This window comes from Bacillus velezensis, from assembly GCF_001461825.1.
Lineage (GTDB): Bacteria > Bacillota > Bacilli > Bacillales > Bacillaceae > Bacillus > Bacillus velezensis.
This window is the reverse complement of the sequence record NZ_LLZC01000024.1, coordinates 12,414-39,110: the sequence shown is the minus strand read 5'-3', so window position 1 is coordinate 39,110 and position 26,697 is coordinate 12,414. Positions and strand designations below refer to the sequence as shown.

The window sequence follows — 26,697 nt, the reverse complement described above, 5'->3', positions numbered from 1 at the left end:
GCTATGTTAATATTGTAAAATGCCAATGTATATATTTTGCATGATATGCTGAAATAATCATAGTGCATGTATAAATTATACAAACATGGAAATGCTAATAAAATCGGTATTTGTTTTTGGATGTGGTTTTCTTAATTAGAAACCCTTTTTTCTTTTGTCTTGTAAAAGTATTTTCTTTCTTTGGAAGAAATGCTTATTACACATATAATACGCATGATTTGAGGGGTGAATCAGTTGACAGGTCAACTAGTTCAGTATGGACGACACCGCCAGCGCAGAAGCTATGCTCGCATTAGCGAAGTGTTAGAATTACCAAATCTCATTGAAATTCAAACCTCTTCTTATCAGTGGTTTCTTGATGAGGGTCTTAGAGAGATGTTTCAAGACATATCACCAATTGAGGATTTCACTGGTAACCTCTCTCTTGAGTTCATTGATTATAGTTTAGGTGAGCCTAAATATCCTGTAGAGGAATCAAAAGAACGTGATGTGACTTACTCAGCTCCGCTAAGAGTGAAGGTTCGTTTAATTAACAAAGAAACTGGAGAGGTAAAAGACCAAGATGTCTTCATGGGTGATTTCCCTATTATGACAGATACAGGTACTTTTATCATTAACGGTGCAGAACGTGTTATCGTATCTCAGCTTGTTCGGTCTCCAAGTGTATATTTCAGTGGTAAAGTAGACAAAAACGGTAAAAAAGGTTTTACCGCGACTGTCATTCCAAACCGTGGCGCATGGTTAGAATACGAAACTGATGCGAAAGATGTTGTGTATGTCCGCATTGATCGCACACGTAAGTTGCCGGTTACGGTTCTTTTGCGTGCTCTCGGCTTCGGTTCCGACCAAGAGATTCTCGATCTCATTGGTGAGAACGAATATCTCCGCAATACACTGGATAAGGACAACACTGAAAACAGTGACAAAGCGCTTCTTGAAATCTATGAGCGCCTTCGTCCCGGAGAGCCGCCTACAGTAGAAAACGCAAAAAGCTTGCTGGATTCCCGTTTCTTCGATCCGAAGCGATACGACCTTGCGAATGTAGGACGCTATAAAATTAATAAAAAGCTTCATATCAAGAACCGCCTGTTTAACCAGCGACTTGCAGAAACACTGGTGGATCCGGAAACCGGTGAAATTCTCGCTGAAAAAGGGCAGATTCTTGACAGAAGAACACTTGATAAAGTACTGCCATACTTAGAAAATGGAATCGGCTTCAGAAAACTTTATCCTAACGGCGGCGTCGTCGAGGATGAAGTGATGCTTCAATCCATTAAAATCTATGCTCCTACCGATGCAGAAGGAGAGCAGACGATCAATGTGATCGGCAATGCTTACATCGAAGAGGCGATTAAAAACATTACGCCTGCTGATATTATTTCTTCTATCAGCTACTTCTTCAACCTCCTGCACGGAGTGGGCGACACTGATGATATCGACCATCTCGGAAACCGCCGTCTGCGTTCTGTAGGTGAGCTCCTGCAAAACCAATTCCGTATCGGTTTAAGCCGGATGGAACGTGTCGTACGTGAAAGAATGTCTATTCAAGACACAAATACAATCACGCCGCAGCAGCTGATTAACATCAGACCTGTTATTGCGTCTATTAAAGAGTTCTTCGGAAGCTCACAGCTTTCTCAATTCATGGATCAGACGAACCCGCTTGCTGAATTGACGCACAAACGCCGTCTGTCAGCTCTCGGACCGGGCGGTTTGACACGTGAGCGCGCAGGTATGGAAGTACGTGACGTTCACTACTCTCACTATGGCCGTATGTGTCCGATTGAAACGCCTGAGGGCCCGAACATCGGTTTGATCAACTCATTGTCATCATTTGCGAAAGTAAACCGCTTTGGTTTCATTGAGACGCCATACCGCCGCGTTGATCCTGAAACAGGAAAAGTAACGCCTAGAATCGACTACCTGACTGCTGATGAAGAGGATAACTATGTCGTAGCCCAAGCGAATGCTAAGCTGAGCGATGACGGTTCTTTCTTGGATGACAGCATCGTAGCGCGTTTCAGAGGGGAAAACACCGTTGTAGCCCGCAACCGCGTGGATTACATGGACGTATCTCCTAAACAGGTTGTTTCTGCTGCGACAGCATGTATTCCGTTCTTGGAAAACGATGACTCGAACCGCGCCCTCATGGGAGCGAACATGCAGCGTCAGGCTGTGCCTTTGATGCAGCCGGAAGCTCCGATCGTCGGAACGGGTATGGAATACGTATCCGGTAAAGACTCCGGTGCAGCCGTTATTTGTAAACACCCTGGTATCGTTGAACGGGTGGAAGCGAAAAACGTATGGGTGCGCCGCTATGAAGAAATTGACGGCCAAAAAGTAAAAGGCAACCTGGATAAGTACAGCTTGCTGAAATTTGTCCGCTCCAACCAAGGTACGTGCTACAACCAGCGTCCGATCGTCAGTGTCGGCGATGAAGTAGTCAAAGGAGAAATCCTTGCTGACGGACCTTCAATGGAGCTTGGTGAACTTGCTCTCGGCCGCAACGTAATGGTCGGCTTCATGACATGGGATGGTTACAACTATGAGGATGCCATCATCATGAGTGAACGCCTTGTGAAAGATGATGTATACACATCTATTCACATTGAAGAATATGAATCAGAAGCACGTGATACAAAGCTTGGGCCGGAAGAGATCACCCGCGATATTCCAAACGTAGGGGAAGACGCGCTTCGCAATCTTGATGACCGCGGAATTATCCGTATCGGTGCGGAAGTCAACGACGGAGACCTTCTCGTAGGTAAAGTAACGCCTAAAGGTGTAACTGAGCTTACGGCTGAAGAACGCCTTCTGCATGCGATCTTTGGAGAAAAAGCGCGTGAAGTCCGTGATACTTCTCTCCGTGTGCCTCACGGCGGCGGCGGAATTATCCACGACGTAAAAGTCTTCAACCGTGAAGACGGCGACGAACTTCCTCCGGGAGTGAACCAGCTTGTACGCGTATATATCGTTCAGAAACGTAAGATTTCTGAAGGTGATAAAATGGCCGGACGTCACGGAAACAAAGGGGTTATCTCGAAGATTCTTCCTGAAGAAGATATGCCTTACCTTCCTGACGGCACGCCGATCGATATCATGCTTAACCCGCTGGGTGTACCATCACGTATGAATATCGGTCAGGTATTAGAACTTCACATGGGTATGGCTGCCCGCTACCTCGGCATTCACATCGCGTCACCTGTATTTGACGGCGCGCGTGAAGAAGATGTGTGGGAAACACTTGAAGAAGCAGGCATGTCAAGAGACGCTAAAACAGTTCTTTATGACGGCCGTACGGGAGAACCGTTCGACAACCGTGTATCAGTCGGAATCATGTACATGATCAAACTGGCGCACATGGTTGATGATAAACTTCATGCCCGTTCTACAGGTCCTTACTCACTTGTTACGCAGCAGCCTCTCGGCGGTAAAGCCCAATTCGGCGGACAGCGTTTCGGTGAGATGGAGGTTTGGGCGCTTGAAGCTTACGGCGCAGCTTACACGCTTCAAGAAATCCTGACTGTGAAGTCCGATGACGTGGTCGGACGTGTGAAAACATATGAAGCCATCGTCAAAGGCGACAATGTTCCAGAGCCTGGTGTTCCGGAATCATTCAAAGTATTGATCAAAGAGCTTCAAAGCTTAGGTATGGACGTAAAAATCCTTTCAGGCGATGAAGAAGAAATAGAAATGAGAGATCTAGAAGACGAGGAAGATGCGAAACAGGCTGACGGCCTTGCATTATCAGGTGATGAAGCGCCGGAAGAAACAGCATCTCCAGACGTTGAACGTGACGCAGTAACGAAAGAATAGTCTCTGATTGATAAAGGCAAGTGACATCGGTTAATCCGAAGATAAAAAGGGAGGTAGGCCCCTTGCTAGATGTGAACAATTTTGAGTATATGAACATCGGTCTTGCTTCACCGGATAAAATCCGTTCATGGTCTTTTGGTGAAGTGAAAAAGCCTGAAACGATAAACTATCGTACATTGAAACCTGAAAAGGACGGCCTGTTCTGCGAACGCATTTTCGGACCGACTAAGGACTGGGAATGTCATTGCGGCAAGTACAAGCGGGTTCGTTATAAAGGCGTAGTTTGTGACCGTTGCGGAGTTGAAGTAACGCGGGCTAAAGTCCGTCGTGAGAGAATGGGGCATATTGAACTGGCTGCCCCGGTTTCTCACATTTGGTATTTCAAAGGTATTCCGAGCCGTATGGGTCTTGTATTGGATATGTCACCGCGTGCGCTGGAAGAAGTTATTTACTTTGCTTCTTACGTCGTAACTGACCCGGCCAATACACCGCTCGAAAAGAAACAGCTTTTATCTGAAAAGGAATACCGTGCGTATCTGGATAAGTACGGAAACAAATTCCAAGCCTCTATGGGTGCGGAAGCCATTAATAAACTTCTGCAGGACATCGACCTTGTCAAAGAAGTTGATATGTTAAAAGAAGAGCTGAAGACTTCTCAAGGACAGCGCCGTACACGTGCGATCAAACGCCTTGAAGTGCTTGAAGCCTTCCGTAATTCAGGAAACAAGCCGTCTTGGATGATCCTCGACGTGCTTCCGGTTATTCCGCCTGAATTAAGACCGATGGTTCAGCTTGACGGCGGACGTTTCGCAACGTCTGACCTGAACGACCTTTACCGTCGTGTCATCAACCGTAATAACCGTTTAAAACGTCTGTTAGACCTCGGCGCGCCAAGCATCATCGTTCAGAACGAAAAACGTATGCTTCAGGAAGCAGTCGATGCTCTGATTGACAACGGACGCCGCGGCCGTCCGGTTACCGGACCGGGTAACCGTCCGCTTAAATCTCTTTCTCACATGCTGAAAGGGAAACAAGGGCGTTTCCGTCAGAACCTTCTCGGTAAACGTGTAGACTACTCAGGACGTTCCGTTATCGTCGTAGGTCCGCATCTGAAAATGTATCAGTGCGGTTTGCCGAAGGAAATGGCGCTTGAGCTCTTCAAGCCTTTCGTCATGAAAGAGCTTGTTGAAAAAGGCCTTGCTCACAATATCAAGAGCGCAAAACGCAAAATCGAACGCGTGCAGCCTGAAGTATGGGATGTACTTGAATCTGTCATTAAGGAGCATCCGGTCTTACTGAACCGTGCCCCTACTCTTCACAGATTAGGTATCCAGGCTTTCGAACCGACGCTTGTTGAAGGACGCGCCATCCGTCTTCACCCGTTAGTATGTACAGCTTATAACGCTGACTTTGACGGTGACCAAATGGCGGTTCACGTACCTTTATCAGCTGAGGCTCAAGCTGAAGCACGTATTCTGATGCTTGCAGCCCAAAACATCTTGAACCCTAAAGATGGTAAACCGGTTGTTACGCCGTCTCAGGATATGGTATTAGGAAACTACTACCTGACGCTTGAGCGCGCCGGAGCAGTCGGCGAGGGTATGGTCTTCAAGAATACAGACGAAGCGCTTCTTGCTTATCAAAACGGTTATGTTCACCTTCATACGAGAGTAGCTGTTGCAGCGAACTCCCTTAAGAATGTGACATTTACTGAAGAACAGCGTTCAAAATTGTTAATTACAACTGTCGGTAAGCTCGTCTTCAATGAAATTCTTCCGGAATCATTCCCTTACATGAATGAACCAACGAAGAGCAACATTGAAGAGAAGACACCTGACCGTTTCTTCTTAGATAAAGGTGCTGACGTAAAAGCTGTGATTGCTGAGCAGCCGATCAACGCACCGTTTAAAAAAGGTATTCTCGGTAAAATCATCGCGGAAATCTTTAAACGATTCCATATCACGGAAACGTCTAAAATGCTTGACCGCATGAAAAACCTCGGTTTCAGATATTCAACGAAAGCCGGCATCACAGTAGGGGTTTCTGATATCGTCGTTCTCGATGACAAACAGGAAATCCTTGAAGAAGCACAAAGCAAAGTTGATAATGTCCTGAAACAGTTCAGACGCGGTTTAATCACCGAAGAAGAACGTTATGAAAGAGTCATTTCAATTTGGAGTTCAGCGAAAGATGTTATCCAAGGCAAACTGATGAAATCATTAGACGAAGTCAACCCGATCTACATGATGAGTGACTCAGGAGCCCGTGGTAACGCATCTAACTTTACACAGCTTGCGGGTATGCGCGGTCTGATGGCCAACCCGGCTGGACGAATCATTGAATTGCCGATTAAATCAAGTTTCCGTGAAGGTCTGACAGTATTGGAGTACTTTATCTCCACTCACGGTGCGCGTAAAGGTCTTGCCGATACCGCCCTGAAAACAGCTGACTCAGGTTACCTTACACGCCGTCTTGTTGATGTTGCGCAGGATGTTATCATTCGTGAAACAGATTGCGGAACAGACCGCGGTATTCTTGCAAAACCGCTCAAAGAAGGCACGGAAATCATCGAGCGTCTGGAAGAGCGTCTGATCGGACGTTTCGCCAGAAAACAGATCAAACATCCTGAAACGGGTGCTGTGCTCATTAACGAAAATGAATTGATCGATGAAGATAAAGCGCTGGAAATCGTTGAAGCCGGAATCGAAGAAGTGTGGATCCGTTCTGCGTTCACATGTAACACTCCTCATGGTGTATGTAAACGATGCTACGGACGTAACCTTGCAACCGGAACTGATGTTGAAGTCGGCGAAGCAGTAGGTATTATCGCCGCTCAATCTATCGGTGAGCCTGGAACACAGTTAACGATGCGTACGTTCCACACAGGCGGGGTTGCCGGAGACGATATCACACAAGGTCTTCCGCGTATCCAGGAGCTTTTCGAAGCGCGTAATCCGAAAGGTCAAGCGACGATTTCTGAAATTGACGGTACAATTGCCGAAATCAATGAAGTACGCGACAAACAGCAGGAGATTGTTGTTCAGGGCGCTGTTGAGACACGTTCATACACGGCTCCTTACAACTCACGCCTGAAAGTGGCTGAGGGTGATCAGATTACCCGCGGTCAAGTGCTGACAGAAGGTTCAATCGATCCGAAAGAACTTCTTAAAGTCACTGACCTGACAACGGTTCAGGAATATCTTCTGCATGAGGTTCAGAAGGTTTACCGTATGCAGGGGGTTGAAATCGGCGATAAACACGTAGAAGTAATGGTTCGCCAGATGCTTCGCAAAGTCCGTGTGATCGATGCCGGAGATACTGATGTTCTCCCTGGCACATTGCTTGATATTCACCAATTCACAGAAGCGAACAAAAAAGTGCTGCTTGAAGGCAATCGACCTGCTACAGGACGTCCTGTCCTTCTCGGTATCACGAAAGCTTCACTCGAGACGGATTCATTCTTGTCTGCCGCATCATTCCAAGAAACAACACGCGTTCTTACAGATGCTGCGATTAAAGGCAAGCGCGATGAACTTCTCGGCCTGAAAGAGAATGTTATCATCGGTAAACTGGTTCCGGCCGGTACCGGTATGATGAATTACAGAAAAGTAAAACCTGTTTCAAACGTTCAGCCTTCGGAAGATATGGTTCCGGCTGAATAACAGAAACTGCTGCAGGAAAGGCTGTTTCGACAGCTTTTCCTCAGTATTACAATTATTCTGGCGGGGGACTGCACTAAAAAATGTCATACGTTGTTGACATCCGTCCCGCAGAGTGATAATATAACCAAGGTGCTCGAAATAAAACCTGTTACTTTGGAGGATATGTTTATGTCTTATGATAAAGTATCACAGGCCAAATCAATTATTATTGGTACGAAGCAAACAGTGAAAGCTCTAAAACGAGGTTCAGTGAAGGAAGTCGTCGTGGCAAAAGACGCGGATTCAGTTCTTACGGCTGGCGTTATCCAGCTTGCAAAGAACCAAAATACCGCTGTCTGTATGGTGGATTCCATGAAAAAGCTCGGCAAAGCCTGCGGAATTGAAGTGGGAGCAGCAGCTGTTGCCATTATGTTATAGCGTACTTTTTGTTTTTATATAAGATATCAATCTTGTGTAAAGACATTGTTTTTTGCCTAATGATGAACCACCTGGGTATGTGGGTTATAAAACGTAATGAAGGGAGGAACACAACATGCCTACAATTAATCAGCTAATTCGCAAGGGACGCGTGAGCAAAGTTGAAAACTCTAAGTCACCTGCACTAAACAAAGGATACAACAGCTTTAAAAAAGAGCACACTAACGTATCTTCTCCACAAAAACGCGGGGTATGTACTCGTGTGGGTACAATGACACCGAAAAAACCGAACTCAGCACTTCGTAAATATGCTCGTGTTCGTTTGACTAACGGAATCGAGGTTACTGCCTACATTCCTGGTATCGGTCACAACCTGCAAGAGCACAGCGTTGTACTGATCCGCGGCGGACGTGTAAAAGACTTACCGGGGGTACGCTACCACATCGTTCGTGGCGCGCTTGATACTGCCGGAGTTGAAAACCGTGCGCAAGGCCGTTCTAAATACGGTACGAAACGTCCTAAAGCAAAGTAATCAAATAAATCATTAAAACTATGAAGGGAGGATATTCAGATGCCACGTAAAGGTCCTGTAGCAAAAAGAGATGTTTTACCTGATCCGCTTTACAACTCTAAGCTGGTATCCCGCCTGATCAACAAAATGATGATCGACGGTAAAAAAGGTAAATCTCAAACAATCCTATACAAGTCATTCGATATCATTAAAGAACGCACTGGCAATGATGCAATGGAGGTTTTCGAACAAGCATTGAAAAACATCATGCCTGTACTTGAAGTAAAAGCACGCCGTGTAGGTGGAGCTAACTACCAAGTGCCTGTAGAAGTTCGTCCTGAACGCCGTACAACTCTTGGTCTTCGCTGGTTGGTTAACTATGCGCGTCTTCGCGGAGAAAAAACAATGGAAGAGCGCCTGGCTAACGAAATTCTTGATGCAGCTAACAACACTGGTGCTGCCGTTAAGAAACGTGAAGACACTCACAAGATGGCAGAAGCGAACAAAGCATTTGCTCACTACCGCTGGTAGGATTCATATAATCAAAATAATAATTCCCTAATAAGGAAGGAGAAATTACCCAATGGCAAGAGAGTTCTCCTTAGAAAAAACTCGTAATATCGGGATCATGGCTCACATCGATGCCGGTAAAACGACTACTACAGAACGGATCTTGTTCTACACAGGCCGTATCCACAAAATTGGCGAAACTCACGAAGGTGCTTCGCAAATGGACTGGATGGAGCAGGAACAAGAACGCGGTATCACAATCACTTCTGCAGCAACGACTGCACAGTGGAAAGGTTACCGTGTAAACATCATCGATACACCGGGACACGTAGACTTCACAGTTGAAGTTGAACGTTCACTCCGTGTACTTGATGGTGCGGTTGCCGTACTTGATGCTCAATCAGGTGTTGAGCCTCAGACAGAAACAGTATGGCGCCAAGCAACAACTTACGGAGTACCGCGTGTTGTATTTGTCAACAAAATGGACAAAATCGGCGCAGACTTCCTTTACTCTGTAGGCACTTTAAGAGACCGTCTTCAAGCTAACGCTCACGCAATTCAATTGCCGATCGGCGCTGAAGACAACTTCGAAGGTATCATCGACTTAGTAGAAAACGTTGCGTATTTCTACGAAGATGACCTTGGAACTCGTTCAGATGCGAAAGAAATCCCTGAAGAGTACAAAGAGCAAGCTGAAGAGCTTCGCAGCAGCCTGATTGAAGCTGTAGCTGAGCTTGATGAAGAGCTTATGGAAAAGTACCTTGAAGGTGAAGAAATCACTATCCCTGAACTGAAAGCTGCTATCCGTAAAGGTACACTGAATGTTGAATTCTACCCTGTACTTGTTGGTTCTGCTTTCAAAAACAAAGGTGTTCAGCTTGTACTTGATGCTGTTCTTGACTACCTTCCTGCGCCAACTGATGTTGCTGCAATCAAAGGTGTACGTCCTGATACAGATGAAGAGATCGTTCGTCATTCTTCTGATGAAGAGCCGTTCTCTGCACTTGCATTTAAAGTTATGACTGACCCTTATGTCGGTAAGCTGACATTCTTCCGCGTATATTCCGGTACACTTGATTCCGGTTCATATGTAAAGAACTCTACAAAAGGCAAGCGTGAGCGCGTAGGACGTATCCTTCAAATGCACGCTAACAGCCGTGAAGAGATCTCTACTGTTTACGCTGGAGACATCGCAGCTGCTGTAGGTCTAAAAGATACTTCTACTGGAGATACTCTATGTGATGAGAAGGATCTTGTAATCCTTGAATCAATGGAATTCCCAGAGCCTGTTATCGACGTAGCGATTGAGCCTAAATCAAAAGCTGACCAAGATAAAATGGGTATCGCTTTAGCGAAACTTGCTGAAGAAGATCCTACATTCCGTACACAAACAAACCCTGAAACGGGTCAAACAATCATCTCTGGTATGGGTGAGCTTCACCTTGATATCATTGTTGATCGTATGAAGCGTGAGTTCAAAGTTGAAGCTAACGTTGGTGCTCCTCAAGTTGCGTACCGTGAGACATTCCGTACCGGTGCAAAAGTTGAAGGTAAATTCGTACGTCAATCAGGCGGACGCGGTCAGTTCGGTCACGTTTGGATCGAATTTGAACCGAACGAAGAAGGCGCTGGCTTTGAATTCGAAAACGCAATCGTCGGTGGTGTTGTTCCTCGTGAATACATCCCAGCCGTACAAGCAGGTCTTGAAGACTCTCTTGAAAATGGTGTCCTAGCCGGATTCCCGCTAATCGACATCAAGGCGAAACTTTTTGATGGATCTTACCATGATGTTGACTCAAATGAAATGGCGTTTAAAGTCGCTGCTTCTATGGCATTGAAAAATGCAGTCAGCAAATGTAACCCAGTTCTTCTTGAACCAATCATGAAAGTTGAAGTTGTTATTCCTGAAGAATACATGGGAGACATCATGGGTGATGTTACTTCTCGTCGCGGACGCGTAGAAGGTATGGAAGCTCGCGGTAACGCTCAAGTTGTGCGTGCGATGGTACCTCTTGCTGAAATGTTCGGTTACGCTACTGCCCTTCGTTCTAACACGCAAGGACGCGGTACGTTCACAATGTTCATGGATCACTACGAAGAAGTGCCGAAGAGCATCGCTGAAGAAATTATCAAAAAAAATAAAGGCGAATAATTGATTTTGCCACTTAACTCAAGTATAACTACTATTGTAAGATGAGGGAGTGAAAGCTTGCTTTCACTTTCTATCACTCTATACATTACTAATTAAAAGCTCTTAAGGAGGATTTTAGAATGGCTAAAGAAAAATTCGACCGTTCCAAATCACATGCCAATATCGGTACAATTGGACACGTTGACCATGGTAAAACAACATTAACTGCTGCTATCTCAACAGTACTTCATAAGAAATCTGGTAAAGGTACAGCTATGGCGTACGATCAAATTGATGGTGCTCCAGAAGAACGTGAGCGCGGTATCACAATCTCTACTGCACACGTTGAGTACGAAACTGACACTCGTCACTATGCACACGTTGACTGCCCAGGACACGCTGACTATGTTAAAAACATGATCACTGGTGCTGCGCAAATGGACGGAGCTATCCTTGTAGTATCTGCTGCTGATGGCCCAATGCCACAAACTCGTGAGCACATCCTTCTTTCTAAAAACGTTGGTGTACCATACATCGTAGTATTCCTTAACAAATGCGACATGGTAGACGACGAAGAGCTTCTTGAGCTTGTTGAAATGGAAGTTCGCGATCTTCTTAGCGAATACGACTTCCCTGGTGATGATGTACCAGTTGTTAAAGGTTCTGCTCTTAAAGCTCTTGAAGGCGATGCTGAGTACGAAGAAAAAATTCTTGAACTTATGGCTGCAGTTGATGAGTACATCCCAACTCCAGAACGTGACACTGACAAACCATTCATGATGCCAGTTGAGGACGTATTCTCAATCACTGGTCGTGGTACAGTTGCTACTGGCCGTGTAGAACGCGGACAAGTTAAAGTCGGTGACGAAGTTGAAATCATCGGTCTTCAAGAAGAAAACAGCAAAACAACTGTTACAGGTGTTGAAATGTTCCGTAAGCTTCTTGACTACGCTGAAGCTGGAGACAACATCGGTGCACTTCTTCGCGGTGTAGCTCGTGAAGACATCCAACGTGGACAAGTACTTGCTAAACCAGGTACAATCACTCCACACAGCAAATTCAAAGCTGAAGTTTACGTTCTTTCTAAAGAAGAGGGTGGACGTCATACTCCATTCTTCTCTAACTACCGTCCTCAGTTCTACTTCCGTACAACTGACGTAACTGGTATCATCAATCTTCCAGAAGGCGTAGAAATGGTTATGCCTGGAGATAACACTGAAATGATCGTTGAACTTATCTCTACAATCGCTATCGAAGAAGGAACTCGTTTCTCTATTCGTGAAGGCGGACGTACAGTTGGTTCAGGCGTTGTTTCTACAATCACTGAGTAATCGACTCGTTCATTAATGCGGGGTCCCATATGGGGCCTCGTTTTTTTGTTTCCCCGCTGATTCCATGTATAATAGAACGTATACAAATTTTAGGAGCAGAGCGATGATCGATAACTTCAAGAAAACCAATCGTATTTCAATGCTTCAGCAATTGCTGATTAATGGCAGTGAACAAACCATTATGATTAATGGTGATGACAGGAGTAATCCGCTGCTTTTATTTTTGCACGGCGGTCCCGGCACGCCTCAAATCGGCTATGCGAGAAAATACCAGAATAAGCTGGAAAAGCATTTCACCGTTGTGAATTGGGATCAGAGAGGGGCGGGTCTCTCTTATTCAAAGGAAATTCCGGGTTCATCTATGACTTTGGATCAGCTTACAGCTGACGCCATTCATTTGACCGAACGCTTATGCAAGCAATTCAGCAGGCAAAAAATATATATCGCCGGCTATTCGTGGGGGTCAGTTCTGGCGCTTCATGTTCTTCAAGAAAGGCCTGATTTGTATTATGGGTATATCGGTATCAGTCAGGTGGTTAATATTCAAAAGGAAGAAACGGAAGCTTACCGGCTGATGATGGAATGGAGCAGGCAACGCAAACATTTCCTGCTGGAAAAGACGCTGAGCTTTATCGGAGCGCCTCCATGGGAGAAACAGCTGCAGCGAACGTTGTTTCTGCTTTGTATCGAGATGAGGGGAGGGGGCTTTACCCATCATCCGATCGGCGCTCTTAAAGCAGGGGGGCGAATGCTGTTTGGTGAACCGTACGGTGTGAGAGGGAGCTTCTTAGCCGCGCGGGGTCAAATGTTCAGCCTGAAACACCTGTGGGAGGATCTCATTTTCTTTGATGCCGGAGAATCAGTTTCTTCTATTATAATACCGTGCTGTTTTATGTCAGGGAGATACGATTTGACGGTCCCGGGGACGACGTCTTATGAATATTATCAGAAGGTTGATGCGCCGTATAAAGAATGGCATTGGTTTGAGAACTCAGCCCATTCGCCTCACTTGGAGGAACCGGATCGCTTTGCCGAAGTTGTCAGCCGGTTCGCATCGTTCCATCTCTGAAAGAAAACAGGCATATCCTTGATTAATCATGGTATCACCTGTATAATAATCAAAGTGTGAAAACCACAAGGTTCTTTAAATAAACCTTGCAACATACGTCTATTTTCTGTATAATAGTGTATGTTGGTCTTTGACTGCGATGAAGTGAGAGGTTGCTGACACACCCGGCCGCTTTGCCATGGCAAGGTGATCAGGTTTTTCTCACGGAGAACTGTCTAACGTGATGTAGGCGAAAAGGAGGGAAAATAATGGCAAAACAAAAAATTCGTATTCGTTTAAAAGCATATGATCATAGAATCCTTGATCAATCTGCAGAGAAGATTGTTGAAACGGCAAAACGTTCTGGTGCCAGCGTATCTGGTCCGATTCCGTTGCCAACTGAAAAATCAGTTTACACAATCCTTCGTGCGGTGCACAAATACAAAGATTCTCGTGAGCAATTTGAAATGCGTACACATAAACGTTTAATCGACATTGTGAACCCAACACCACAAACTGTTGATGCTCTCATGCGATTAGACTTACCATCTGGTGTCGATATCGAAATCAAACTTTAATTCTAAAATATAGAATGATCTTAATAGGAGGTGTGACGAATGACCAAAGGAATCTTAGGAAGAAAAATTGGTATGACGCAAGTATTCGCAGAGAACGGTGATCTTATCCCGGTAACTGTTATTGAAGCAGCTCCAAACGTTGTTCTTCAAAAGAAAACAGCTGAAAATGATGGCTATGAAGCGATCCAGCTTGGTTTTGACGATAAGCGTGAAAAGCTTTCAAACAAACCGGAAAAAGGACACGTTGCAAAAGCGGAAACTGCTCCTAAGCGCTTCGTTAAAGAATTACGCGGCGTGGATATGGATGCGTATGAAATTGGTCAGGAAGTCAAGGTTGAAATTTTCTCTGCAGGAGAAATCGTAGATGTAACAGGAGTATCTAAAGGTAAAGGTTTCCAAGGTGCAATCAAGCGCCACGGACAATCTCGCGGACCTATGTCTCACGGTTCACGCTACCACCGTCGTCCTGGTTCAATGGGACCTGTAGATCCTAACCGTGTATTCAAAGGTAAACTATTACCTGGACGCATGGGCGGAGATCAAATCACTGTCCAAAACCTTGAAATCGTAAAAGTAGATGCTGAGCGCAATCTTCTTTTGATTAAAGGTAACGTACCTGGTGCGAGAAAAACTTTAATCACTGTTAAAAGTGCTGTTAAATCTAAATAAGTCTCTTAGGAAAGGAGGAAATTGATCATGCCAAAAGTAGCATTATACAACCAAAACGGTTCTACTGCTGGTGATATCGAATTAAACGCGTCTGTATTTGGAATTGAGCCAAATGAGAGCGTAGTATTCGACGCTATTCTTATGCAAAGAGCTTCCTTACGTCAAGGATCTCACAAAGTAAAAAATCGTTCTGAAGTACGCGGCGGAGGTCGCAAACCATGGCGTCAAAAAGGTACAGGTCGTGCCCGTCAAGGTTCAATCCGTTCACCGCAATGGCGCGGAGGTGGTGTCGTATTCGGCCCAACACCACGCAGCTATTCTTACAAATTACCTAAAAAAGTTCGCCGCTTGGCAATCAAATCAGTATTGTCTTCTAAAGTGAACGACAACAACATTATTGTTCTTGAAGATCTTACTCTTGATACGGTTAAAACAAAAGAAATGGCAGCTATCCTTAAAGGATTATCTGTTGAGAAAAAAGCTTTAATCGTAACTGCGGATGCAAACGAAGCAGTATCTCTTTCTGCACGCAACATCCCTGGAGTTACAGTTGTTCAAGCTAACGGAATCAACGTGTTAGACGTTGTCAACCACGAGAAGCTTCTGATTACAAAAGCTGCGGTTGAAAAAGTAGAGGAGGTGCTTGCATAATGAAAGATCCTCGTGATGTTCTTAAGCGCCCCGTCATTACTGAACGTTCTGCTGATTTAATGACTGAAAAAAAATATACTTTTGAAGTTGATGTAAGAGCTAATAAAACAGAAGTGAAAGATGCAGTTGAAAGTATCTTTGGAGTGAAAGTTGACAAAGTCAACATCATGAACTACAAAGGGAAATCAAAACGTGTCGGCCGCTACACTGGTATGACTAGCCGTCGCAGAAAAGCGATCGTAAAACTTACTGCAGACAGCAAAGAAATCGAAATTTTTGAAGCTTAATTATCTGTAAAAAGAAGGAGGGAAATTCAAAATGGCGATTAAAAAGTATAAACCGACCTCTAACGGACGTCGTGGCATGACAACTTCAGATTTTGCTGAAATCACGACTGACCAGCCGGAAAAATCCTTGCTTGCGCCCCTTCACAAAAAAGGCGGACGTAACAACCAAGGTAAATTGACTGTACGTCACCAAGGTGGCGGACACAAACGCCAATACCGTGTTATCGACTTCAAACGCGATAAAGATGGTATACCTGGACGCGTTGCTACAGTTGAGTACGATCCAAACCGTTCAGCTAACATTGCACTAATCAACTATGTAGACGGAGAAAAACGTTACATTCTTGCACCAAAAGGAATTCAAGTAGGTACTGAAATCATGTCCGGCCCTGAAGCTGACATCAAAGTAGGTAACGCACTTCCGCTTATCAACATCCCAGTTGGTACAGTTGTGCATAACATTGAATTAAAACCTGGTAAAGGCGGACAGCTTGTACGTTCAGCTGGTACATCTGCTCAGGTTCTTGGTAAAGAAGGCAAATACGTTCTTGTACGTCTTAACTCTGGTGAAGTTCGCATGATCCTTTCTGCTTGCCGCGCTTCTATCGGTCAAGTAGGTAACGAGCAGCACGAACTGATCAACGTTGGTAAAGCAGGACGCTCTCGCTGGAAAGGCATCCGCCCTACAGTCCGCGGTTCTGTAATGAACCCTAACGATCACCCGCACGGTGGTGGTGAAGGTCGCGCGCCAATCGGACGTAAATCACCAATGTCTCCTTGGGGCAAACCGACTCTTGGATTCAAGACACGTAAGAAAAAGAACAAATCTGATAAATTTATCGTACGTCGTCGTAAAAATAAATAACGGGGTTGTCTACGGTTCATTTCGGACCGTAGTGCAATCACGAAGGGAGGTTCCAAAATGGCTCGCAGCTTGAAAAAAGGACCATTTGTCGATGGACACTTGATGACAAAAATCGAGAAATTAAATGAAACGGACAAGAAACAAGTTGTAAAAACTTGGTCTCGCCGTTCAACTATTTTCCCACAATTTATCGGTCACACTATCGCAGTATATGACGGACGTAAACACGTGCCTGTATTCATTTCTGAAGACATGGTAGGCCACAAGTTGGGCGAATTCGCACCGACTCGTACTTACAAAGGCCACGCCAGTGACGATAAAAAAACAAGACGCTAAGAGAGGAGGCTTTTAAATGCAAGCTAAAGCTGTTGCAAGAACAGTCCGTATTGCTCCTCGTAAAGCACGTCTAGTAATGGACCTGATTCGAGGTAAGCAAGTAGGCGAAGCAGTATCTATCCTGAACTTAACTCCGAGAGCTGCTTCTCCGATCATCGAAAAAGTTTTAAAATCTGCTATCGCAAATGCTGAGCACAACTACGAGATGGACGCTAACAATCTGGTTATTTCTCAGGCATTTGTTGACGAAGGCCCAACGTTAAAAAGATTCCGCCCGCGTGCTATGGGACGTGCGAGCCAAATCAACAAACGTACGAGCCACATTACAATCGTTGTATCAGAAAAGAAGGAGGGATAAGTAGTGGGTCAAAAGGTAAATCCAGTCGGTCTTCGTATCGGAGTCATTCGTGATTGGGAATCTAAGTGGTACGCTGGTAAAGATTACGCTGACTTCCTGCACGAAGATTTAAAAATTCGTGAATTCATTAGCAAACGCCTTTCTGACGCTTCTGTTTCTAAAGTAGAAATCGAGCGCGCAGCAAACCGCGTTAACATTACGATCCACACTGCTAAGCCTGGTATGGTAATCGGTAAAGGCGGATCTGAAGTTGAAGCACTTCGTAAAGCCCTTAACAGCCTTACTGGCAAGCGTGTACACATTAACATTCTTGAAATCAAAAGAGCAGATCTTGATGCTCAGCTTGTAGCTGACAACATCGCTCGTCAACTAGAAAACCGTATTTCTTTCCGCCGTGCGCAGAAACAACAAATCCAACGCACTATGCGTGCTGGAGCACAAGGTGTGAAAACAATGGTTTCCGGCCGTCTTGGCGGAGCTGACATTGCTCGTTCTGAATACTACAGTGAAGGAACTGTTCCATTGCACACTTTACGTGCTGACATCGACTATGCAACATCTGAAGCTGACACAACTTACGGTAAGCTTGGTGTAAAAGTCTGGATCTATCGTGGAGAGGTTCTTCCTACTAAGAAGAAAACTGAGGAAGGAGGAAAATAATATGTTATTACCAAAACGCGTTAAATATCGCAGAGAGCATCGCGGAAAAATGCGCGGTCGCGCTAAAGGCGGTACTGAAGTACATTTTGGTGAGTACGGTATCCAGGCTCTTGAAGCTTCTTGGATCACGAACCGCCAAATCGAAGCTGCACGTATTGCGATGACTCGTTACATGAAACGTGGCGGTAAAGTTTGGATTAAAATTTTCCCTTCAAAACCTTACACTGCTAAACCGCTTGAGGTACGGATGGGTTCCGGTAAAGGGGCTCCTGAAGGCTGGGTAGCTGTTGTAAAACCGGGCAAAGTTTTATTTGAAATTTCTGGTGTGTCTGAAGAGGTAGCTCGTGAAGCTCTTCGTCTTGCATCTCACAAATTGCCAATTAAAACGAAGTTCGTAAAACGTGAAGAAATTGGTGGTGAATCAAATGAAAGCTAATGAAATTCGTGACCTTACCACTGCTGAAATTGAACAAAAAGTAAAGTCTCTTAAAGAAGAACTTTTCAATCTTCGCTTTCAATTAGCGACAGGACAACTTGAAAATACTGCTCGCATTCGTGAAGTGCGCAAAGCTATCGCGCGCATGAAAACTGTGATTCGTGAAAGAGAAATTGCTGCCAACAAATAATCACTGAGGGGAGGTCGTGAGCATGAGCGAACGTAACCAACGCAAAGTTTACCAAGGCCGTGTTGTTTCTGACAAAATGGATAAAACCATCACTGTTGTTGTTGAAACATACAAAAAGGATCCTATTTACGGTAAACGCGTAAAATACTCAAAGAAATTCAAAGCACATGATGAAAATAACCAAGCTAAAATCGGAGACATCGTAAAGATCATGGAAACTCGTCCATTATCTGCAACTAAGCGTTTTCGTCTAGTAGAAGTTGTCGAAGAAGCTGTTATTATCTAATAAAGTTCGGAATTCTTTTTCCGAAGGGAGGTAACAAATAATGATTCAACAAGAGACTCGTTTAAAAGTTGCTGACAACTCCGGTGCGCGTGAGGTACTTACTATTAAAGTTCTTGGCGGTTCTGGACGTAAAACGGCTAACATTGGTGATGTAATTGTTTGCACGGTTAAACAAGCAACACCAGGAGGCGTTGTCAAAAAAGGTGAAGTCGTAAGAGCTGTTATCGTTCGTACAAAAAGCGGAGCACGCAGAACTGACGGATCATACATCAGCTTCGATGAGAATGCATGTGTTATCATCCGTGACGACAAGAGCCCGCGTGGAACTCGTATCTTCGGACCGGTTGCCCGTGAATTACGTGAAAACAACTTCATGAAAATTGTTTCTCTGGCTCCAGAAGTTATCTAATGAAATAAATGCCTTACTCAAGGAGGTGCGATCAGGATGCATGTGAAAAAAGGCGATAAAGTAATGGTTATCTCTGGTAAAGATAAAGGCAAACAAGGTACGATCCTTGCTGCTTTCCCTAAAAAGGACCGCGTTCTAGTTGAGGGCGTAAACATGGTGAAGAAGCACTCTAAACCAACTCAAGCAAACCCTCAAGGCGGTATTTCTAATCAAGAGGCGCCAATTCATGTATCAAACGTTATGCCGCTCGATCCTAAAACAGGTGAAGTGACTCGCGTAGGATACAAAGTGGAAGATGGCAAAAAAGTTCGTGTTGCAAAAAAATCTGGGCAAGTCTTAGATAAATAGTATTTAAAGGAAGGGAGGTCTATCTCATGAACCGCCTTAAAGAAAAGTACAATAAAGAAATTTCACCTGCTTTGATGACGAAGTTCAACTACGACTCTGTTATGCAGGTGCCAAAAATCGAAAAAATCGTAATCAACATGGGTGTCGGTGATGCTGTTCAAAACGCGAAAGCAATCGACAGTGCTGTTGAAGAATTAACGTTTATCGCAGGTCAAAAACCTGTCGTTACTCGTGCGAAGAAATCAATTGCTGGATTCCGTCTTCGTGAGGGAATGCCTATCGGTGCGAAAGTAACTCTTCGCGGAGAGCGCATGTATGATTTCCTTGATAAACTTATTTCTGTATCTTTACCGCGTGTACGTGACTTCCGCGGGATTTCTAAGAAATCTTTCGACGGTCGCGGAAACTACACTCTTGGTATTAAAGAACAGTTAATCTTCCCTGAAATTGACTACGATAAAGTAACAAAGGTTCGCGGAATGGACATCGTTATCGTAACGACTGCTAACTCTGACGAAGAGGCTCGTGAGCTATTAACTCAAGTAGGTATGCCGTTCCAGAAATAATCAATGAAAGGGAGGCGAAATCGTGGCTAAAAAGTCAATGATTGCGAAACAACAACGTACACCAAAGTTTAAAGTGCAAGAGTACACTCGCTGTGAACGCTGCGGACGTCCGCACTCAGTCATTCGTAAATTTAAACTTTGCCGTATTTGTTTCCGTGAGCTTGCATATAAAGGACAAATTCCTGGCGTGAAAAAAGCCAGCTGGTAATCCCCAAGAATGGGAAGGAGGTAATTATATAATGGTTATGACAGATCCAATTGCAGATATGCTGACTCGTATTCGCAATGCAAACATGGTACGTCATGAGAAGCTTGAAATTCCTGCTTCTAAATTGAAAAGAGAAATTGCTGACATTTTAAAGCGTGAAGGTTTCATTCGTGACGTTGAGTTCGTAGAAGACAGCAAACAAGGTATCATCCGCGTTTTCTTGAAATACGGACAAAACAACGAGCGCGTTATCACTGGTCTTAAAAGAATCAGCAAACCAGGTTTGCGTGTATACGCTAAATCAAATGAAGTACCTCGCGTACTTAACGGTCTTGGAATCGCGATTATTTCTACATCACAAGGTGTTTTAACGGACAAAGAAGCCCGTGCAAAACAAGCTGGTGGAGAAGTTCTAGCATACGTTTGGTAAGAAGTTTAACAAGAATGGAGGTGTTTTAGTATGTCTCGTGTAGGTAAAAAACTGCTTGAGATCCCTTCTGGAGTTACAGTAACGCTGAACGAAGGCAACACTGTAGCTGTAAAAGGACCAAAAGGAGAATTAACTCGTACTTTCCATCCTGATATGGAAATCAAAATTGAGGACAACGTGCTTACAGTTACTCGTCCTTCTGATCACAAAGAGCACCGTGCGCTGCATGGTACGACTCGCAGTCTGCTTGGAAACATGGTTGAAGGCGTATCTAAAGGATTTGAAAGAGGTTTGGAATTAGTCGGTGTCGGTTATCGTGCGGCTAAATCCGGAAACAAACTTGTTTTAAACGTTGGATACTCTCACCCTGTTGAGATCGTTCCTGAAGAGGGCATCGAAATCGAAGTTCCTTCTCAAACTAAAGTAGTTGTAAAAGGTACAGACAAAGAGCGTGTAGGAGCTATCGCTGCTAACATCCGCGCTGTACGTTCTCCAGAGCCTTACAAAGGTAAAGGAATCCGCTACGAAGGTGAAGTTGTTCGCCGTAAAGAAGGTAAATCTGCTAAGTAAGACCGCTTAAAGTGAAGAAAGGAGTGACCTAAGGATGATTACGAAAACTAGCAAAAATGCTGCTCGTCAAAAAAGACATGCCCGTGTTCGTGCTAAACTTTCAGGCACAGCTGAAAGACCTCGTCTGAATGTGTTCCGTTCAAACAAACACATTTATGCTCAAATCATCGATGATGTAAATGGCGTTACACTTGCTAGTGCCTCTACTCTCGATAAAGATTTGAACGTGGAAAGCACTGGTGACAGCGCTGCTGCTGCTAAAGTCGGTGAACTCGTTGCGAAACGCGCTTCTGAGAAAGGTGTTTCTGACGTAGTATTTGACCGCGGCGGATACTTATACCATGGACGTGTAAAAGCTCTGGCCGATGCAGCTCGTGAAGCCGGACTGAAATTTTAATAAAAAAAGGAGGGACACATGATTATGCGTCGTATTGACCCAAGCAAATTAGAGTTAGAAGAACGCTTAGTTACGGTTAACCGCGTAGCGAAAGTTGTTAAAGGTGGTCGTCGTTTCCGTTTCGCAGCTCTAGTCGTTGTCGGTGACAAAAACGGTCACGTAGGTTTCGGTACTGGTAAAGCACAAGAAGTACCTGAAGCAATCCGCAAAGCTGTTGAAGATGCGAAAAAGAATTTGATTGAAGTACCAATGGTTGGAACTACGATTCCACACGAAATCATCGGACGTTTCGGTGCAGGCAATATCTTGTTGAAACCTGCTTCTGAAGGTACTGGAGTTATCGCTGGAGGCCCTGTACGTGCGGTACTTGAGCTTGCTGGCGTTGCTGATATCCTTTCTAAGTCTTTAGGTTCTAACACACCGATCAACATGATCCGTGCAACACTTCAAGGTTTAAGTGAGCTTAAACGTGCCGAAGACGTTGCGAAGCTTCGTGGAAAATCTGTAGAAGAACTGTTAGGATAAGGAGGGAACATTAATGGCTAAATTAGAAATTACCCTCAAACGCAGTGTAATCGGTCGCCCGGAAGATCAGCGCGTTACTGTAAGAACACTTGGTTTAAAGAAAACAAACCAAACTGTCGTTCATGAAGATAACGCTGCGATCCGCGGTATGATTAATAAAGTATCTCATCTAGTTTCTGTTAAAGAACAATAAAAATAAATTATAGGCTAAGGAGGTGTCCTAATGAAACTTCATGAATTAAAGCCTTCAGAAGGTTCACGTAAAGTACGCAATCGCGTAGGTCGTGGTATTGGTTCTGGTAACGGTAAAACAGCTGGTAAAGGTCACAAAGGTCAAAACGCTCGTTCTGGCGGCGGTGTACGCCCTGGATTCGAGGGGGGACAAATGCCTTTATTCCAACGTCTTCCTAAGCGCGGTTTTACAAACATCAACCGTAAGGAATACGCTATTGTGAACGTAGACAAATTGAACGGTTTTGCGGAAGGAACGGAAGTCACTCCTGAACTTCTTCTTGAGACTGGTGTTATTAGCAAACTTAATGCAGGAGTAAAGATTCTTGGCAACGGTAAATTAGAGAAAAAATTAACTGTAAAAGCCAATAAATTCTCTGCTTCTGCGAAAGAAGCTGTTGAAGCTGCTGGCGGTACAGCTGAGGTGATCTAACTTGTTTAAGACAATCTCCAACTTTATGCGTGTGAGTGATATTCGGAATAAAATCATTTTTACATTACTCATGCTTATCGTCTTTCGCATAGGTGCGTTTATCCCTGTGCCATATGTAAATGCTCAGGCGTTGCAGACACAAAGTTCGATGGGGGTTTTTGATCTCCTTAACACATTTGGCGGCGGTGCGCTTTATCAGTTTTCCATTTTTGCGATGGGAATTACGCCTTACATCACTGCTTCGATCATCATTCAGCTGCTTCAGATGGATGTTGTGCCGAAGTTTACCGAGTGGTCTAAGCAAGGTGAAGTCGGCCGCCGTAAATTAGCTCAGTTCACGAGATATTTTACGATTGTGCTTGGTTTTATCCAGGCATTAGGTATGTCTTACGGGTTTAACAACCTGGCAAACGGTATGCTGATTGAAAAATCCGGCATATCGACATATCTGATTATTGCTTTAGTACTCACTGGAGGAACTGCTTTTTTAATGTGGCTGGGAGAACAAATTACTTCCAATGGAGTAGGTAACGGAATTTCGATCATCATCTTCGCGGGGATTGTGGCTAGTATTCCGAAAACTGTTGGGCAGATTTATGAGACTCAATTTGTCGGCAGCAGCGATCAGCTGTTTATTCATATTGTGAAAATCGCCTTACTGGCGATTGCGATTTTGGCCGTTATTGTTGGTGTTATTTTCATTCAGCAGGCCGTACGCAAAATCGCGATTCAATATGCAAAAGGGCAAGGTCGTTCACCTGTTGGCGGAGGCCAGTCAACTCACCTTCCGCTTAAAGTGAATCCGGCAGGGGTTATTCCGGTAATCTTTGCGGTTGCGTTTCTTATTACGCCGCGTACTATCGCGTCATTTTTCGGAGAAAACAATGTGACAAAGTGGATTCAAGCCAACTTTGACAATACACATCCGGTGGGCATGGCGGTTTATGTCGCATTAATTATCGCCTTTACGTACTTCTATGCTTTTGTGCAGGTAAACCCTGAACAAATGGCTGATAACCTAAAAAAACAGGGTGGCTATATCCCGGGGGTTCGTCCAGGGAAAATGACTCAAGATAGAATTACGAGCATTTTGTATCGACTTACGTTTGTGGGTTCTATATTCTTAGCCGTGATTTCCATTCTTCCTATCTTTTTCATTCAATTCGCTGGATTGCCTCAAAGTGCACAGATTGGCGGAACATCATTGTTAATTGTCGTCGGGGTAGCCTTGGAGACAATGAAGCAGCTGGAGAGCCAGTTAGTGAAACGTAATTACCGAGGATTTATGAAAAATTAGAGGACTGGTTTTAACCATTCCTCTAAATAAGAGAGGACGGGGGAAATCCGAATGAACTTAGTCTTAATGGGACTTCCTGGAGCCGGTAAAGGCACACAGGGAGAACGAATTGTTGAGGATTATGGGATACCTCATATCTCAACGGGAGATATGTTCCGTGCTGCTATGAAAGAAGAAACACCACTCGGACTCGAAGCAAAGTCTTATATTGATAAAGGCGAGCTCGTACCGGACGAAGTCACAATCGGCATTGTCAAAGAAAGACTCGGCAAAGATGATTGTGAAAGAGGTTTTCTTCTGGACGGATTTCCGCGAACAGTCGCTCAGGCTGAAGCTCTTGAAAACATTCTTGAGGAATACGGCAAGCCGATTGATTATGTCATTAACATTAAAGTAGACAAAGACTCTTTAATGGAACGTTTGACTGGACGCAGAATTTGCAGTGTTTGCGGCACAACCTATCATTTGGTTTTCAATCCGCCGAAAACGCCGGGTGTTTGTGATAAAGACGGAGGAGACCTTTATCAACGGGCAGATGATAATGAGGAAACCGTCTCAAAACGGCTTGAGGTCAACATGAAGCAGACTCAGCCTTTACTCGATTTTTATTCTGAGAAAGGGTATCTTGTCAACGTCAATGGCCAGCAGGACATTAACGACGTGTACAAAGATGTGAAAGAGCTTCTTGGAGGATTGAGCAAATGATTATCTGTAAGACCCCTCGTGAGCTTGGCATCATGCGGGAAGCAGGGCGAATCGTGGCTTTGACTCATGAAGAGATGAAAAAGCACATTAAACCAGGAATCTCGACAAAAGAATTGGATCAAATTGCCGAACGTTTTATTGAGAAGCAGGGTGCAATCCCATCTTTTAAGGGGTATAATGGGTTTCGCGGGAGCATTTGTGTATCAGTTAATGAAGAACTCGTTCACGGAATTCCCGGTAAAAGGGTTTTGCGTGACGGTGACATTATCAGCATTGATATCGGTGCTAAATTAAATGGTTATCATGGTGACTCTGCTTGGACATATCCGGTAGGAAACATCAGTGATGATGATAAACGACTGCTGGAAGTGACAGAGGAGTCTTTATATAAAGGCTTGAAGGAAGCAAAACCAGGTGAACGTTTGTCGAATATTTCCCACGCAATACAAACGTATGTCGAAAATGAGCAGTTTTCAGTTGTTAGGGAGTATGTCGGACATGGTGTTGGTCAAGACTTGCATGAGGATCCGCAAATTCCTCATTACGGTCCGCCAAACAAAGGACCTAGGCTGAAGCCTGGTATGGTTCTCGCTATAGAACCGATGGTTAACGCTGGCAGCCGATATGTGAAAACATTGGCTGATAACTGGACGGTTGTAACGGTAGATGGGAAAAAGTGTGCTCATTTTGAACATACGATTGCGATTACGGAAACGGGTTTTGATATACTGACAAAAGTCTAGATGATGAAATGAATTCCATGACACATGTTTTTCATTCCGCACCTGGGCAGATTGTAGGTTTACAATTGGTCGGAAGAAAAACCGGCTAGCTGCTGTCATCGGAATGAAGATTCATCATCGTGTACTAAAGCAGACGGAGAAAAGCGTACATTTCATTCTCCTTAGAAAAAGAATATCAATCATTCACCCTTTATGATTGCGTATCTCCGGAAGTTCAGAACAGTATAAACGAAACAGGGCGTGTGACAAACGGATAACTGAGATTTTCTCTTTTGAAATTTGTCAGAGAGCAAGTTACTGATTTGAAGAAGGGAGAACACTTGAATGGCGAAAGACGATGTAATTGAAGTGGAAGGTACGATTGTCGAAACACTGCCAAACGCGATGTTCAAAGTTGAACTCGAAAATGGCCATACGGTTTTGGCTCACGTATCTGGTAAAATCCGCATGCACTTCATTCGCATTTTACCTGGAGACAAAGTTACGGTAGAATTATCTCCATATGACTTAACTCGTGGCAGGATTACGTACCGTTACAAATAAAGCACTCCGGAAACTGAAGGAGGTTGGAAACACATGAAAGTGAGACCATCAGTTAAACCAATCTGCGAGAAATGTAAAGTTATTCGCAGAAAAGGAAAAGTAATGGTGATCTGTGAAAATCCAAAGCATAAACAAAAACAAGGATAATTAATAAGGAGGTGCCCAGAGAATGGCTCGTATTGCTGGTGTAGATATCCCACGTGACAAACGTGTTGTTATTTCTTTAACATATGTCTTCGGAATTGGCCGCACAACGGCTCAGCAAGTCTTGAAAGAGGCTGGTGTTTCTGAAGATACTCGTGTGCGTGATCTTACTGAAGAAGAACTTGGTAAAATCCGTGATGTTATTGACAAACTGAAAGTAGAAGGTGACCTTCGCCGTGAAGTTTCTCTTAACATCAAGCGTCTGATCGAAATCGGAAGCTACCGCGGAATCCGCCATCGCAGAGGTTTGCCTGTTCGCGGACAAAACTCTAAAAACAATGCGCGTACTCGTAAAGGTCCGCGTCGTACTGTAGCTAACAAGAAAAAATAAGTAAGGGAGGTACCT

The 26,697-nt window shown here is 44.3% G+C and carries 35 protein-coding genes and 1 pseudogene; all 36 read left to right on the top strand.

Features of this window, described 5'->3' with window-relative positions:
- Positions 1 to 234 precede the first annotated feature (234 nt).
- A complete protein-coding gene (rpoB, locus tag AR442_RS19530) occupies positions 235 to 3,816 on the top strand; it encodes a DNA-directed RNA polymerase subunit beta (RefSeq protein WP_017419472.1) in 3,582 nt (1,193 codons plus the stop codon).
- A 62-nt stretch (positions 3,817 to 3,878) separates the two neighbouring features.
- Entirely contained in the window at positions 3,879 to 7,478 is a 3,600-nt protein-coding gene (gene rpoC, locus AR442_RS19525) for a DNA-directed RNA polymerase subunit beta' (protein ID WP_007410398.1), read from the top strand.
- Between the two features lie 168 nt (positions 7,479 to 7,646).
- Positions 7,647 to 7,895 carry a 50S ribosomal protein L7ae-like protein gene (locus AR442_RS19520; protein ID WP_003156443.1) on the top strand — a complete coding sequence of 83 codons (249 nt, stop codon included), beginning with the start codon at positions 7,647 to 7,649 and terminating at the stop codon, positions 7,893 to 7,895.
- A gap of 115 nt (positions 7,896 to 8,010) precedes the next feature.
- Positions 8,011 to 8,427, top strand: a complete 417-nt coding sequence (rpsL, locus tag AR442_RS19515) for a 30S ribosomal protein S12 (RefSeq protein ID WP_003156445.1) — start codon at positions 8,011 to 8,013, stop codon at positions 8,425 to 8,427.
- Between the two features lie 39 nt (positions 8,428 to 8,466).
- Positions 8,467 to 8,937 carry a 30S ribosomal protein S7 gene (gene rpsG / locus AR442_RS19510; protein WP_003156447.1) on the top strand — a complete coding sequence of 157 codons (471 nt, stop codon included), beginning with the start codon at positions 8,467 to 8,469 and terminating at the stop codon, positions 8,935 to 8,937.
- Between the two features lie 52 nt (positions 8,938 to 8,989).
- Positions 8,990 to 11,068 (top strand): elongation factor G, encoded by a 2,079-nt coding sequence (fusA, locus tag AR442_RS19505; RefSeq protein WP_007410399.1) that lies wholly within the window; start codon positions 8,990 to 8,992, stop codon positions 11,066 to 11,068.
- Positions 11,069 to 11,187: 119 nt separating this feature from the next.
- Positions 11,188 to 12,378 (top strand): elongation factor Tu, encoded by a 1,191-nt coding sequence (gene tuf, locus AR442_RS19500; RefSeq protein ID WP_007410400.1) that lies wholly within the window; start codon positions 11,188 to 11,190, stop codon positions 12,376 to 12,378.
- 103 nt (positions 12,379 to 12,481) lie between these two features.
- Positions 12,482 to 13,447, top strand: a complete 966-nt coding sequence (locus AR442_RS19495) for an alpha/beta fold hydrolase (RefSeq protein ID WP_053285119.1) — start codon at positions 12,482 to 12,484, stop codon at positions 13,445 to 13,447.
- Positions 13,448 to 13,695: 248 nt separating this feature from the next.
- The gene (rpsJ, locus tag AR442_RS19490) at positions 13,696 to 14,004 is read left to right on the top strand and encodes a 30S ribosomal protein S10 (protein WP_003156464.1); all 309 of its coding nucleotides are present in this window, start codon (positions 13,696 to 13,698) and stop codon (positions 14,002 to 14,004) included.
- A gap of 39 nt (positions 14,005 to 14,043) precedes the next feature.
- Positions 14,044 to 14,673 carry a 50S ribosomal protein L3 gene (rplC, locus tag AR442_RS19485; protein WP_007410402.1) on the top strand — a complete coding sequence of 210 codons (630 nt, stop codon included), beginning with the start codon at positions 14,044 to 14,046 and terminating at the stop codon, positions 14,671 to 14,673.
- A 27-nt stretch (positions 14,674 to 14,700) separates the two neighbouring features.
- Positions 14,701 to 15,324: a 50S ribosomal protein L4 gene (gene rplD / locus AR442_RS19480; protein ID WP_007615239.1), complete on the top strand. Its 624-nt coding sequence runs from the start codon at positions 14,701 to 14,703 to the stop codon at positions 15,322 to 15,324.
- A complete protein-coding gene (gene rplW, locus AR442_RS19475; RefSeq protein WP_003156467.1) occupies positions 15,324 to 15,611 on the top strand; it encodes a 50S ribosomal protein L23 in 288 nt (95 codons plus the stop codon). The genes rplD and rplW overlap by 1 nt, the downstream gene beginning before the upstream one ends.
- A 31-nt stretch (positions 15,612 to 15,642) precedes the next feature.
- Positions 15,643 to 16,476, top strand: a complete 834-nt coding sequence (gene rplB, locus AR442_RS19470; RefSeq protein ID WP_003156470.1) for a 50S ribosomal protein L2 — start codon at positions 15,643 to 15,645, stop codon at positions 16,474 to 16,476.
- 57 nt (positions 16,477 to 16,533) lie between these two features.
- Entirely contained in the window at positions 16,534 to 16,812 is a 279-nt protein-coding gene (gene rpsS / locus AR442_RS19465) for a 30S ribosomal protein S19 (RefSeq protein ID WP_003156472.1), read from the top strand.
- Between the two features lie 16 nt (positions 16,813 to 16,828).
- Positions 16,829 to 17,170: a 50S ribosomal protein L22 gene (gene rplV, locus AR442_RS19460; protein WP_003156475.1), complete on the top strand. Its 342-nt coding sequence runs from the start codon at positions 16,829 to 16,831 to the stop codon at positions 17,168 to 17,170.
- Between the two features lie 3 nt (positions 17,171 to 17,173).
- Positions 17,174 to 17,830, top strand: coding sequence for a 30S ribosomal protein S3 (rpsC, locus tag AR442_RS19455; RefSeq protein ID WP_003156476.1), 657 nt, complete (start codon positions 17,174 to 17,176; stop codon positions 17,828 to 17,830).
- A gap of 1 nt (position 17,831) precedes the next feature.
- Complete coding sequence (gene rplP / locus AR442_RS19450; RefSeq protein WP_003156478.1) at positions 17,832 to 18,266, top strand: 50S ribosomal protein L16; 435 nt, start codon at positions 17,832 to 17,834, stop codon at positions 18,264 to 18,266.
- Positions 18,256 to 18,456 (top strand): 50S ribosomal protein L29, encoded by a 201-nt coding sequence (rpmC, locus tag AR442_RS19445; protein WP_003156482.1) that lies wholly within the window; start codon positions 18,256 to 18,258, stop codon positions 18,454 to 18,456. The genes rplP and rpmC overlap by 11 nt, the downstream gene beginning before the upstream one ends.
- Positions 18,457 to 18,478: 22 nt before the next feature.
- Positions 18,479 to 18,742 (top strand): 30S ribosomal protein S17, encoded by a 264-nt coding sequence (rpsQ, locus tag AR442_RS19440; RefSeq protein WP_003156484.1) that lies wholly within the window; start codon positions 18,479 to 18,481, stop codon positions 18,740 to 18,742.
- Positions 18,743 to 18,782: 40 nt separating this feature from the next.
- The gene (rplN, locus tag AR442_RS19435; protein ID WP_007410404.1) at positions 18,783 to 19,151 is read left to right on the top strand and encodes a 50S ribosomal protein L14; all 369 of its coding nucleotides are present in this window, start codon (positions 18,783 to 18,785) and stop codon (positions 19,149 to 19,151) included.
- Positions 19,152 to 19,187: 36 nt separating this feature from the next.
- Positions 19,188 to 19,499 carry a 50S ribosomal protein L24 gene (gene rplX, locus AR442_RS19430; protein ID WP_003156486.1) on the top strand — a complete coding sequence of 104 codons (312 nt, stop codon included), beginning with the start codon at positions 19,188 to 19,190 and terminating at the stop codon, positions 19,497 to 19,499.
- Between the two features lie 26 nt (positions 19,500 to 19,525).
- Positions 19,526 to 20,065 (top strand): 50S ribosomal protein L5, encoded by a 540-nt coding sequence (rplE, locus tag AR442_RS19425; RefSeq protein WP_003156487.1) that lies wholly within the window; start codon positions 19,526 to 19,528, stop codon positions 20,063 to 20,065.
- 22 nt (positions 20,066 to 20,087) lie between these two features.
- Positions 20,088 to 20,273 (top strand): 30S ribosomal protein S14, encoded by a 186-nt coding sequence (gene rpsN / locus AR442_RS20210; RefSeq protein WP_003156488.1) that lies wholly within the window; start codon positions 20,088 to 20,090, stop codon positions 20,271 to 20,273.
- Between the two features lie 31 nt (positions 20,274 to 20,304).
- A complete protein-coding gene (rpsH, locus tag AR442_RS19420; RefSeq protein ID WP_003156489.1) occupies positions 20,305 to 20,703 on the top strand; it encodes a 30S ribosomal protein S8 in 399 nt (132 codons plus the stop codon).
- A gap of 30 nt (positions 20,704 to 20,733) precedes the next feature.
- A complete protein-coding gene (gene rplF, locus AR442_RS19415) occupies positions 20,734 to 21,273 on the top strand; it encodes a 50S ribosomal protein L6 (RefSeq protein WP_003156490.1) in 540 nt (179 codons plus the stop codon).
- Between the two features lie 34 nt (positions 21,274 to 21,307).
- Positions 21,308 to 21,670 (top strand): 50S ribosomal protein L18, encoded by a 363-nt coding sequence (rplR, locus tag AR442_RS19410; protein ID WP_003156492.1) that lies wholly within the window; start codon positions 21,308 to 21,310, stop codon positions 21,668 to 21,670.
- 24 nt (positions 21,671 to 21,694) lie between these two features.
- On the top strand, positions 21,695 to 22,195 hold the full coding sequence (gene rpsE / locus AR442_RS19405) for a 30S ribosomal protein S5 (protein ID WP_003328273.1): 501 nt from the start codon (positions 21,695 to 21,697) through the stop codon (positions 22,193 to 22,195).
- A gap of 13 nt (positions 22,196 to 22,208) precedes the next feature.
- Positions 22,209 to 22,388 carry a 50S ribosomal protein L30 gene (gene rpmD / locus AR442_RS19400; RefSeq protein WP_003156497.1) on the top strand — a complete coding sequence of 60 codons (180 nt, stop codon included), beginning with the start codon at positions 22,209 to 22,211 and terminating at the stop codon, positions 22,386 to 22,388.
- A gap of 30 nt (positions 22,389 to 22,418) precedes the next feature.
- Complete coding sequence (gene rplO / locus AR442_RS19395; RefSeq protein WP_003156499.1) at positions 22,419 to 22,859, top strand: 50S ribosomal protein L15; 441 nt, start codon at positions 22,419 to 22,421, stop codon at positions 22,857 to 22,859.
- Position 22,860: 1 nt separating this feature from the next.
- Positions 22,861 to 24,156, top strand: coding sequence for a preprotein translocase subunit SecY (gene secY / locus AR442_RS19390; RefSeq protein WP_014416751.1), 1,296 nt, complete (start codon positions 22,861 to 22,863; stop codon positions 24,154 to 24,156).
- A 51-nt stretch (positions 24,157 to 24,207) separates the two neighbouring features.
- The gene (locus AR442_RS19385) at positions 24,208 to 24,861 is read left to right on the top strand and encodes an adenylate kinase (RefSeq protein WP_007410407.1); all 654 of its coding nucleotides are present in this window, start codon (positions 24,208 to 24,210) and stop codon (positions 24,859 to 24,861) included.
- Positions 24,858 to 25,604, top strand: coding sequence for a type I methionyl aminopeptidase (gene map, locus AR442_RS19380; RefSeq protein ID WP_007410408.1), 747 nt, complete (start codon positions 24,858 to 24,860; stop codon positions 25,602 to 25,604). The genes AR442_RS19385 and map overlap by 4 nt, the downstream gene beginning before the upstream one ends.
- Before the next feature lie 64 nt (positions 25,605 to 25,668).
- Positions 25,669 to 25,951, top strand: a pseudogene (locus AR442_RS20950) (KOW domain-containing RNA-binding protein).
- Positions 25,929 to 26,147, top strand: coding sequence for a translation initiation factor IF-1 (gene infA, locus AR442_RS19375; protein WP_003156508.1), 219 nt, complete (start codon positions 25,929 to 25,931; stop codon positions 26,145 to 26,147). The pseudogene AR442_RS20950 and the gene infA overlap by 23 nt, the downstream one beginning before the upstream one ends.
- A gap of 33 nt (positions 26,148 to 26,180) precedes the next feature.
- Positions 26,181 to 26,294 (top strand): 50S ribosomal protein L36, encoded by a 114-nt coding sequence (rpmJ, locus tag AR442_RS19370; protein ID WP_003156543.1) that lies wholly within the window; start codon positions 26,181 to 26,183, stop codon positions 26,292 to 26,294.
- A 22-nt stretch (positions 26,295 to 26,316) separates the two neighbouring features.
- On the top strand, positions 26,317 to 26,682 hold the full coding sequence (gene rpsM / locus AR442_RS19365; RefSeq protein ID WP_003156545.1) for a 30S ribosomal protein S13: 366 nt from the start codon (positions 26,317 to 26,319) through the stop codon (positions 26,680 to 26,682).
- Positions 26,683 to 26,697 lie beyond the last annotated feature (15 nt).

What these genes read in the sequence shown, in the direction of transcription:
- AR442_RS19520 (WP_003156443.1), top strand. Translation starts at nt 7,647, where the DNA reads ATGTCTTATGATAAAGTATCACAGGCCAAATCAATTATTATTGGTACG.
- rpsL (WP_003156445.1), top strand. Translation starts at nt 8,011, where the DNA reads ATGCCTACAATTAATCAGCTAATTCGCAAGGGACGCGTGAGCAAAGTT.
- rpsG (WP_003156447.1), top strand. Translation starts at nt 8,467, where the DNA reads ATGCCACGTAAAGGTCCTGTAGCAAAAAGAGATGTTTTACCTGATCCG.
- fusA (WP_007410399.1), top strand. Translation starts at nt 8,990, where the DNA reads ATGGCAAGAGAGTTCTCCTTAGAAAAAACTCGTAATATCGGGATCATG.
- tuf (WP_007410400.1), top strand. Translation starts at nt 11,188, where the DNA reads ATGGCTAAAGAAAAATTCGACCGTTCCAAATCACATGCCAATATCGGT.
- AR442_RS19495 (WP_053285119.1), top strand. Translation starts at nt 12,482, where the DNA reads ATGATCGATAACTTCAAGAAAACCAATCGTATTTCAATGCTTCAGCAA.
- rpsJ (WP_003156464.1), top strand. Translation starts at nt 13,696, where the DNA reads ATGGCAAAACAAAAAATTCGTATTCGTTTAAAAGCATATGATCATAGA.
- rplC (WP_007410402.1), top strand. Translation starts at nt 14,044, where the DNA reads ATGACCAAAGGAATCTTAGGAAGAAAAATTGGTATGACGCAAGTATTC.
- rplD (WP_007615239.1), top strand. Translation starts at nt 14,701, where the DNA reads ATGCCAAAAGTAGCATTATACAACCAAAACGGTTCTACTGCTGGTGAT.
- rplW (WP_003156467.1), top strand. Translation starts at nt 15,324, where the DNA reads ATGAAAGATCCTCGTGATGTTCTTAAGCGCCCCGTCATTACTGAACGT.
- rplB (WP_003156470.1), top strand. Translation starts at nt 15,643, where the DNA reads ATGGCGATTAAAAAGTATAAACCGACCTCTAACGGACGTCGTGGCATG.
- rpsS (WP_003156472.1), top strand. Translation starts at nt 16,534, where the DNA reads ATGGCTCGCAGCTTGAAAAAAGGACCATTTGTCGATGGACACTTGATG.
- rplV (WP_003156475.1), top strand. Translation starts at nt 16,829, where the DNA reads ATGCAAGCTAAAGCTGTTGCAAGAACAGTCCGTATTGCTCCTCGTAAA.
- rplP (WP_003156478.1), top strand. Translation starts at nt 17,832, where the DNA reads ATGTTATTACCAAAACGCGTTAAATATCGCAGAGAGCATCGCGGAAAA.
- rpmC (WP_003156482.1), top strand. Translation starts at nt 18,256, where the DNA reads ATGAAAGCTAATGAAATTCGTGACCTTACCACTGCTGAAATTGAACAA.
- rpsQ (WP_003156484.1), top strand. Translation starts at nt 18,479, where the DNA reads ATGAGCGAACGTAACCAACGCAAAGTTTACCAAGGCCGTGTTGTTTCT.
- rplN (WP_007410404.1), top strand. Translation starts at nt 18,783, where the DNA reads ATGATTCAACAAGAGACTCGTTTAAAAGTTGCTGACAACTCCGGTGCG.
- rplX (WP_003156486.1), top strand. Translation starts at nt 19,188, where the DNA reads ATGCATGTGAAAAAAGGCGATAAAGTAATGGTTATCTCTGGTAAAGAT.
- rplE (WP_003156487.1), top strand. Translation starts at nt 19,526, where the DNA reads ATGAACCGCCTTAAAGAAAAGTACAATAAAGAAATTTCACCTGCTTTG.
- rpsH (WP_003156489.1), top strand. Translation starts at nt 20,305, where the DNA reads ATGGTTATGACAGATCCAATTGCAGATATGCTGACTCGTATTCGCAAT.
- rplF (WP_003156490.1), top strand. Translation starts at nt 20,734, where the DNA reads ATGTCTCGTGTAGGTAAAAAACTGCTTGAGATCCCTTCTGGAGTTACA.
- rplR (WP_003156492.1), top strand. Translation starts at nt 21,308, where the DNA reads ATGATTACGAAAACTAGCAAAAATGCTGCTCGTCAAAAAAGACATGCC.
- rpsE (WP_003328273.1), top strand. Translation starts at nt 21,695, where the DNA reads ATGCGTCGTATTGACCCAAGCAAATTAGAGTTAGAAGAACGCTTAGTT.
- rpmD (WP_003156497.1), top strand. Translation starts at nt 22,209, where the DNA reads ATGGCTAAATTAGAAATTACCCTCAAACGCAGTGTAATCGGTCGCCCG.
- rplO (WP_003156499.1), top strand. Translation starts at nt 22,419, where the DNA reads ATGAAACTTCATGAATTAAAGCCTTCAGAAGGTTCACGTAAAGTACGC.
- AR442_RS19385 (WP_007410407.1), top strand. Translation starts at nt 24,208, where the DNA reads ATGAACTTAGTCTTAATGGGACTTCCTGGAGCCGGTAAAGGCACACAG.
- map (WP_007410408.1), top strand. Translation starts at nt 24,858, where the DNA reads ATGATTATCTGTAAGACCCCTCGTGAGCTTGGCATCATGCGGGAAGCA.
- infA (WP_003156508.1), top strand. Translation starts at nt 25,929, where the DNA reads ATGGCGAAAGACGATGTAATTGAAGTGGAAGGTACGATTGTCGAAACA.
- rpmJ (WP_003156543.1), top strand. Translation starts at nt 26,181, where the DNA reads ATGAAAGTGAGACCATCAGTTAAACCAATCTGCGAGAAATGTAAAGTT.
- rpsM (WP_003156545.1), top strand. Translation starts at nt 26,317, where the DNA reads ATGGCTCGTATTGCTGGTGTAGATATCCCACGTGACAAACGTGTTGTT.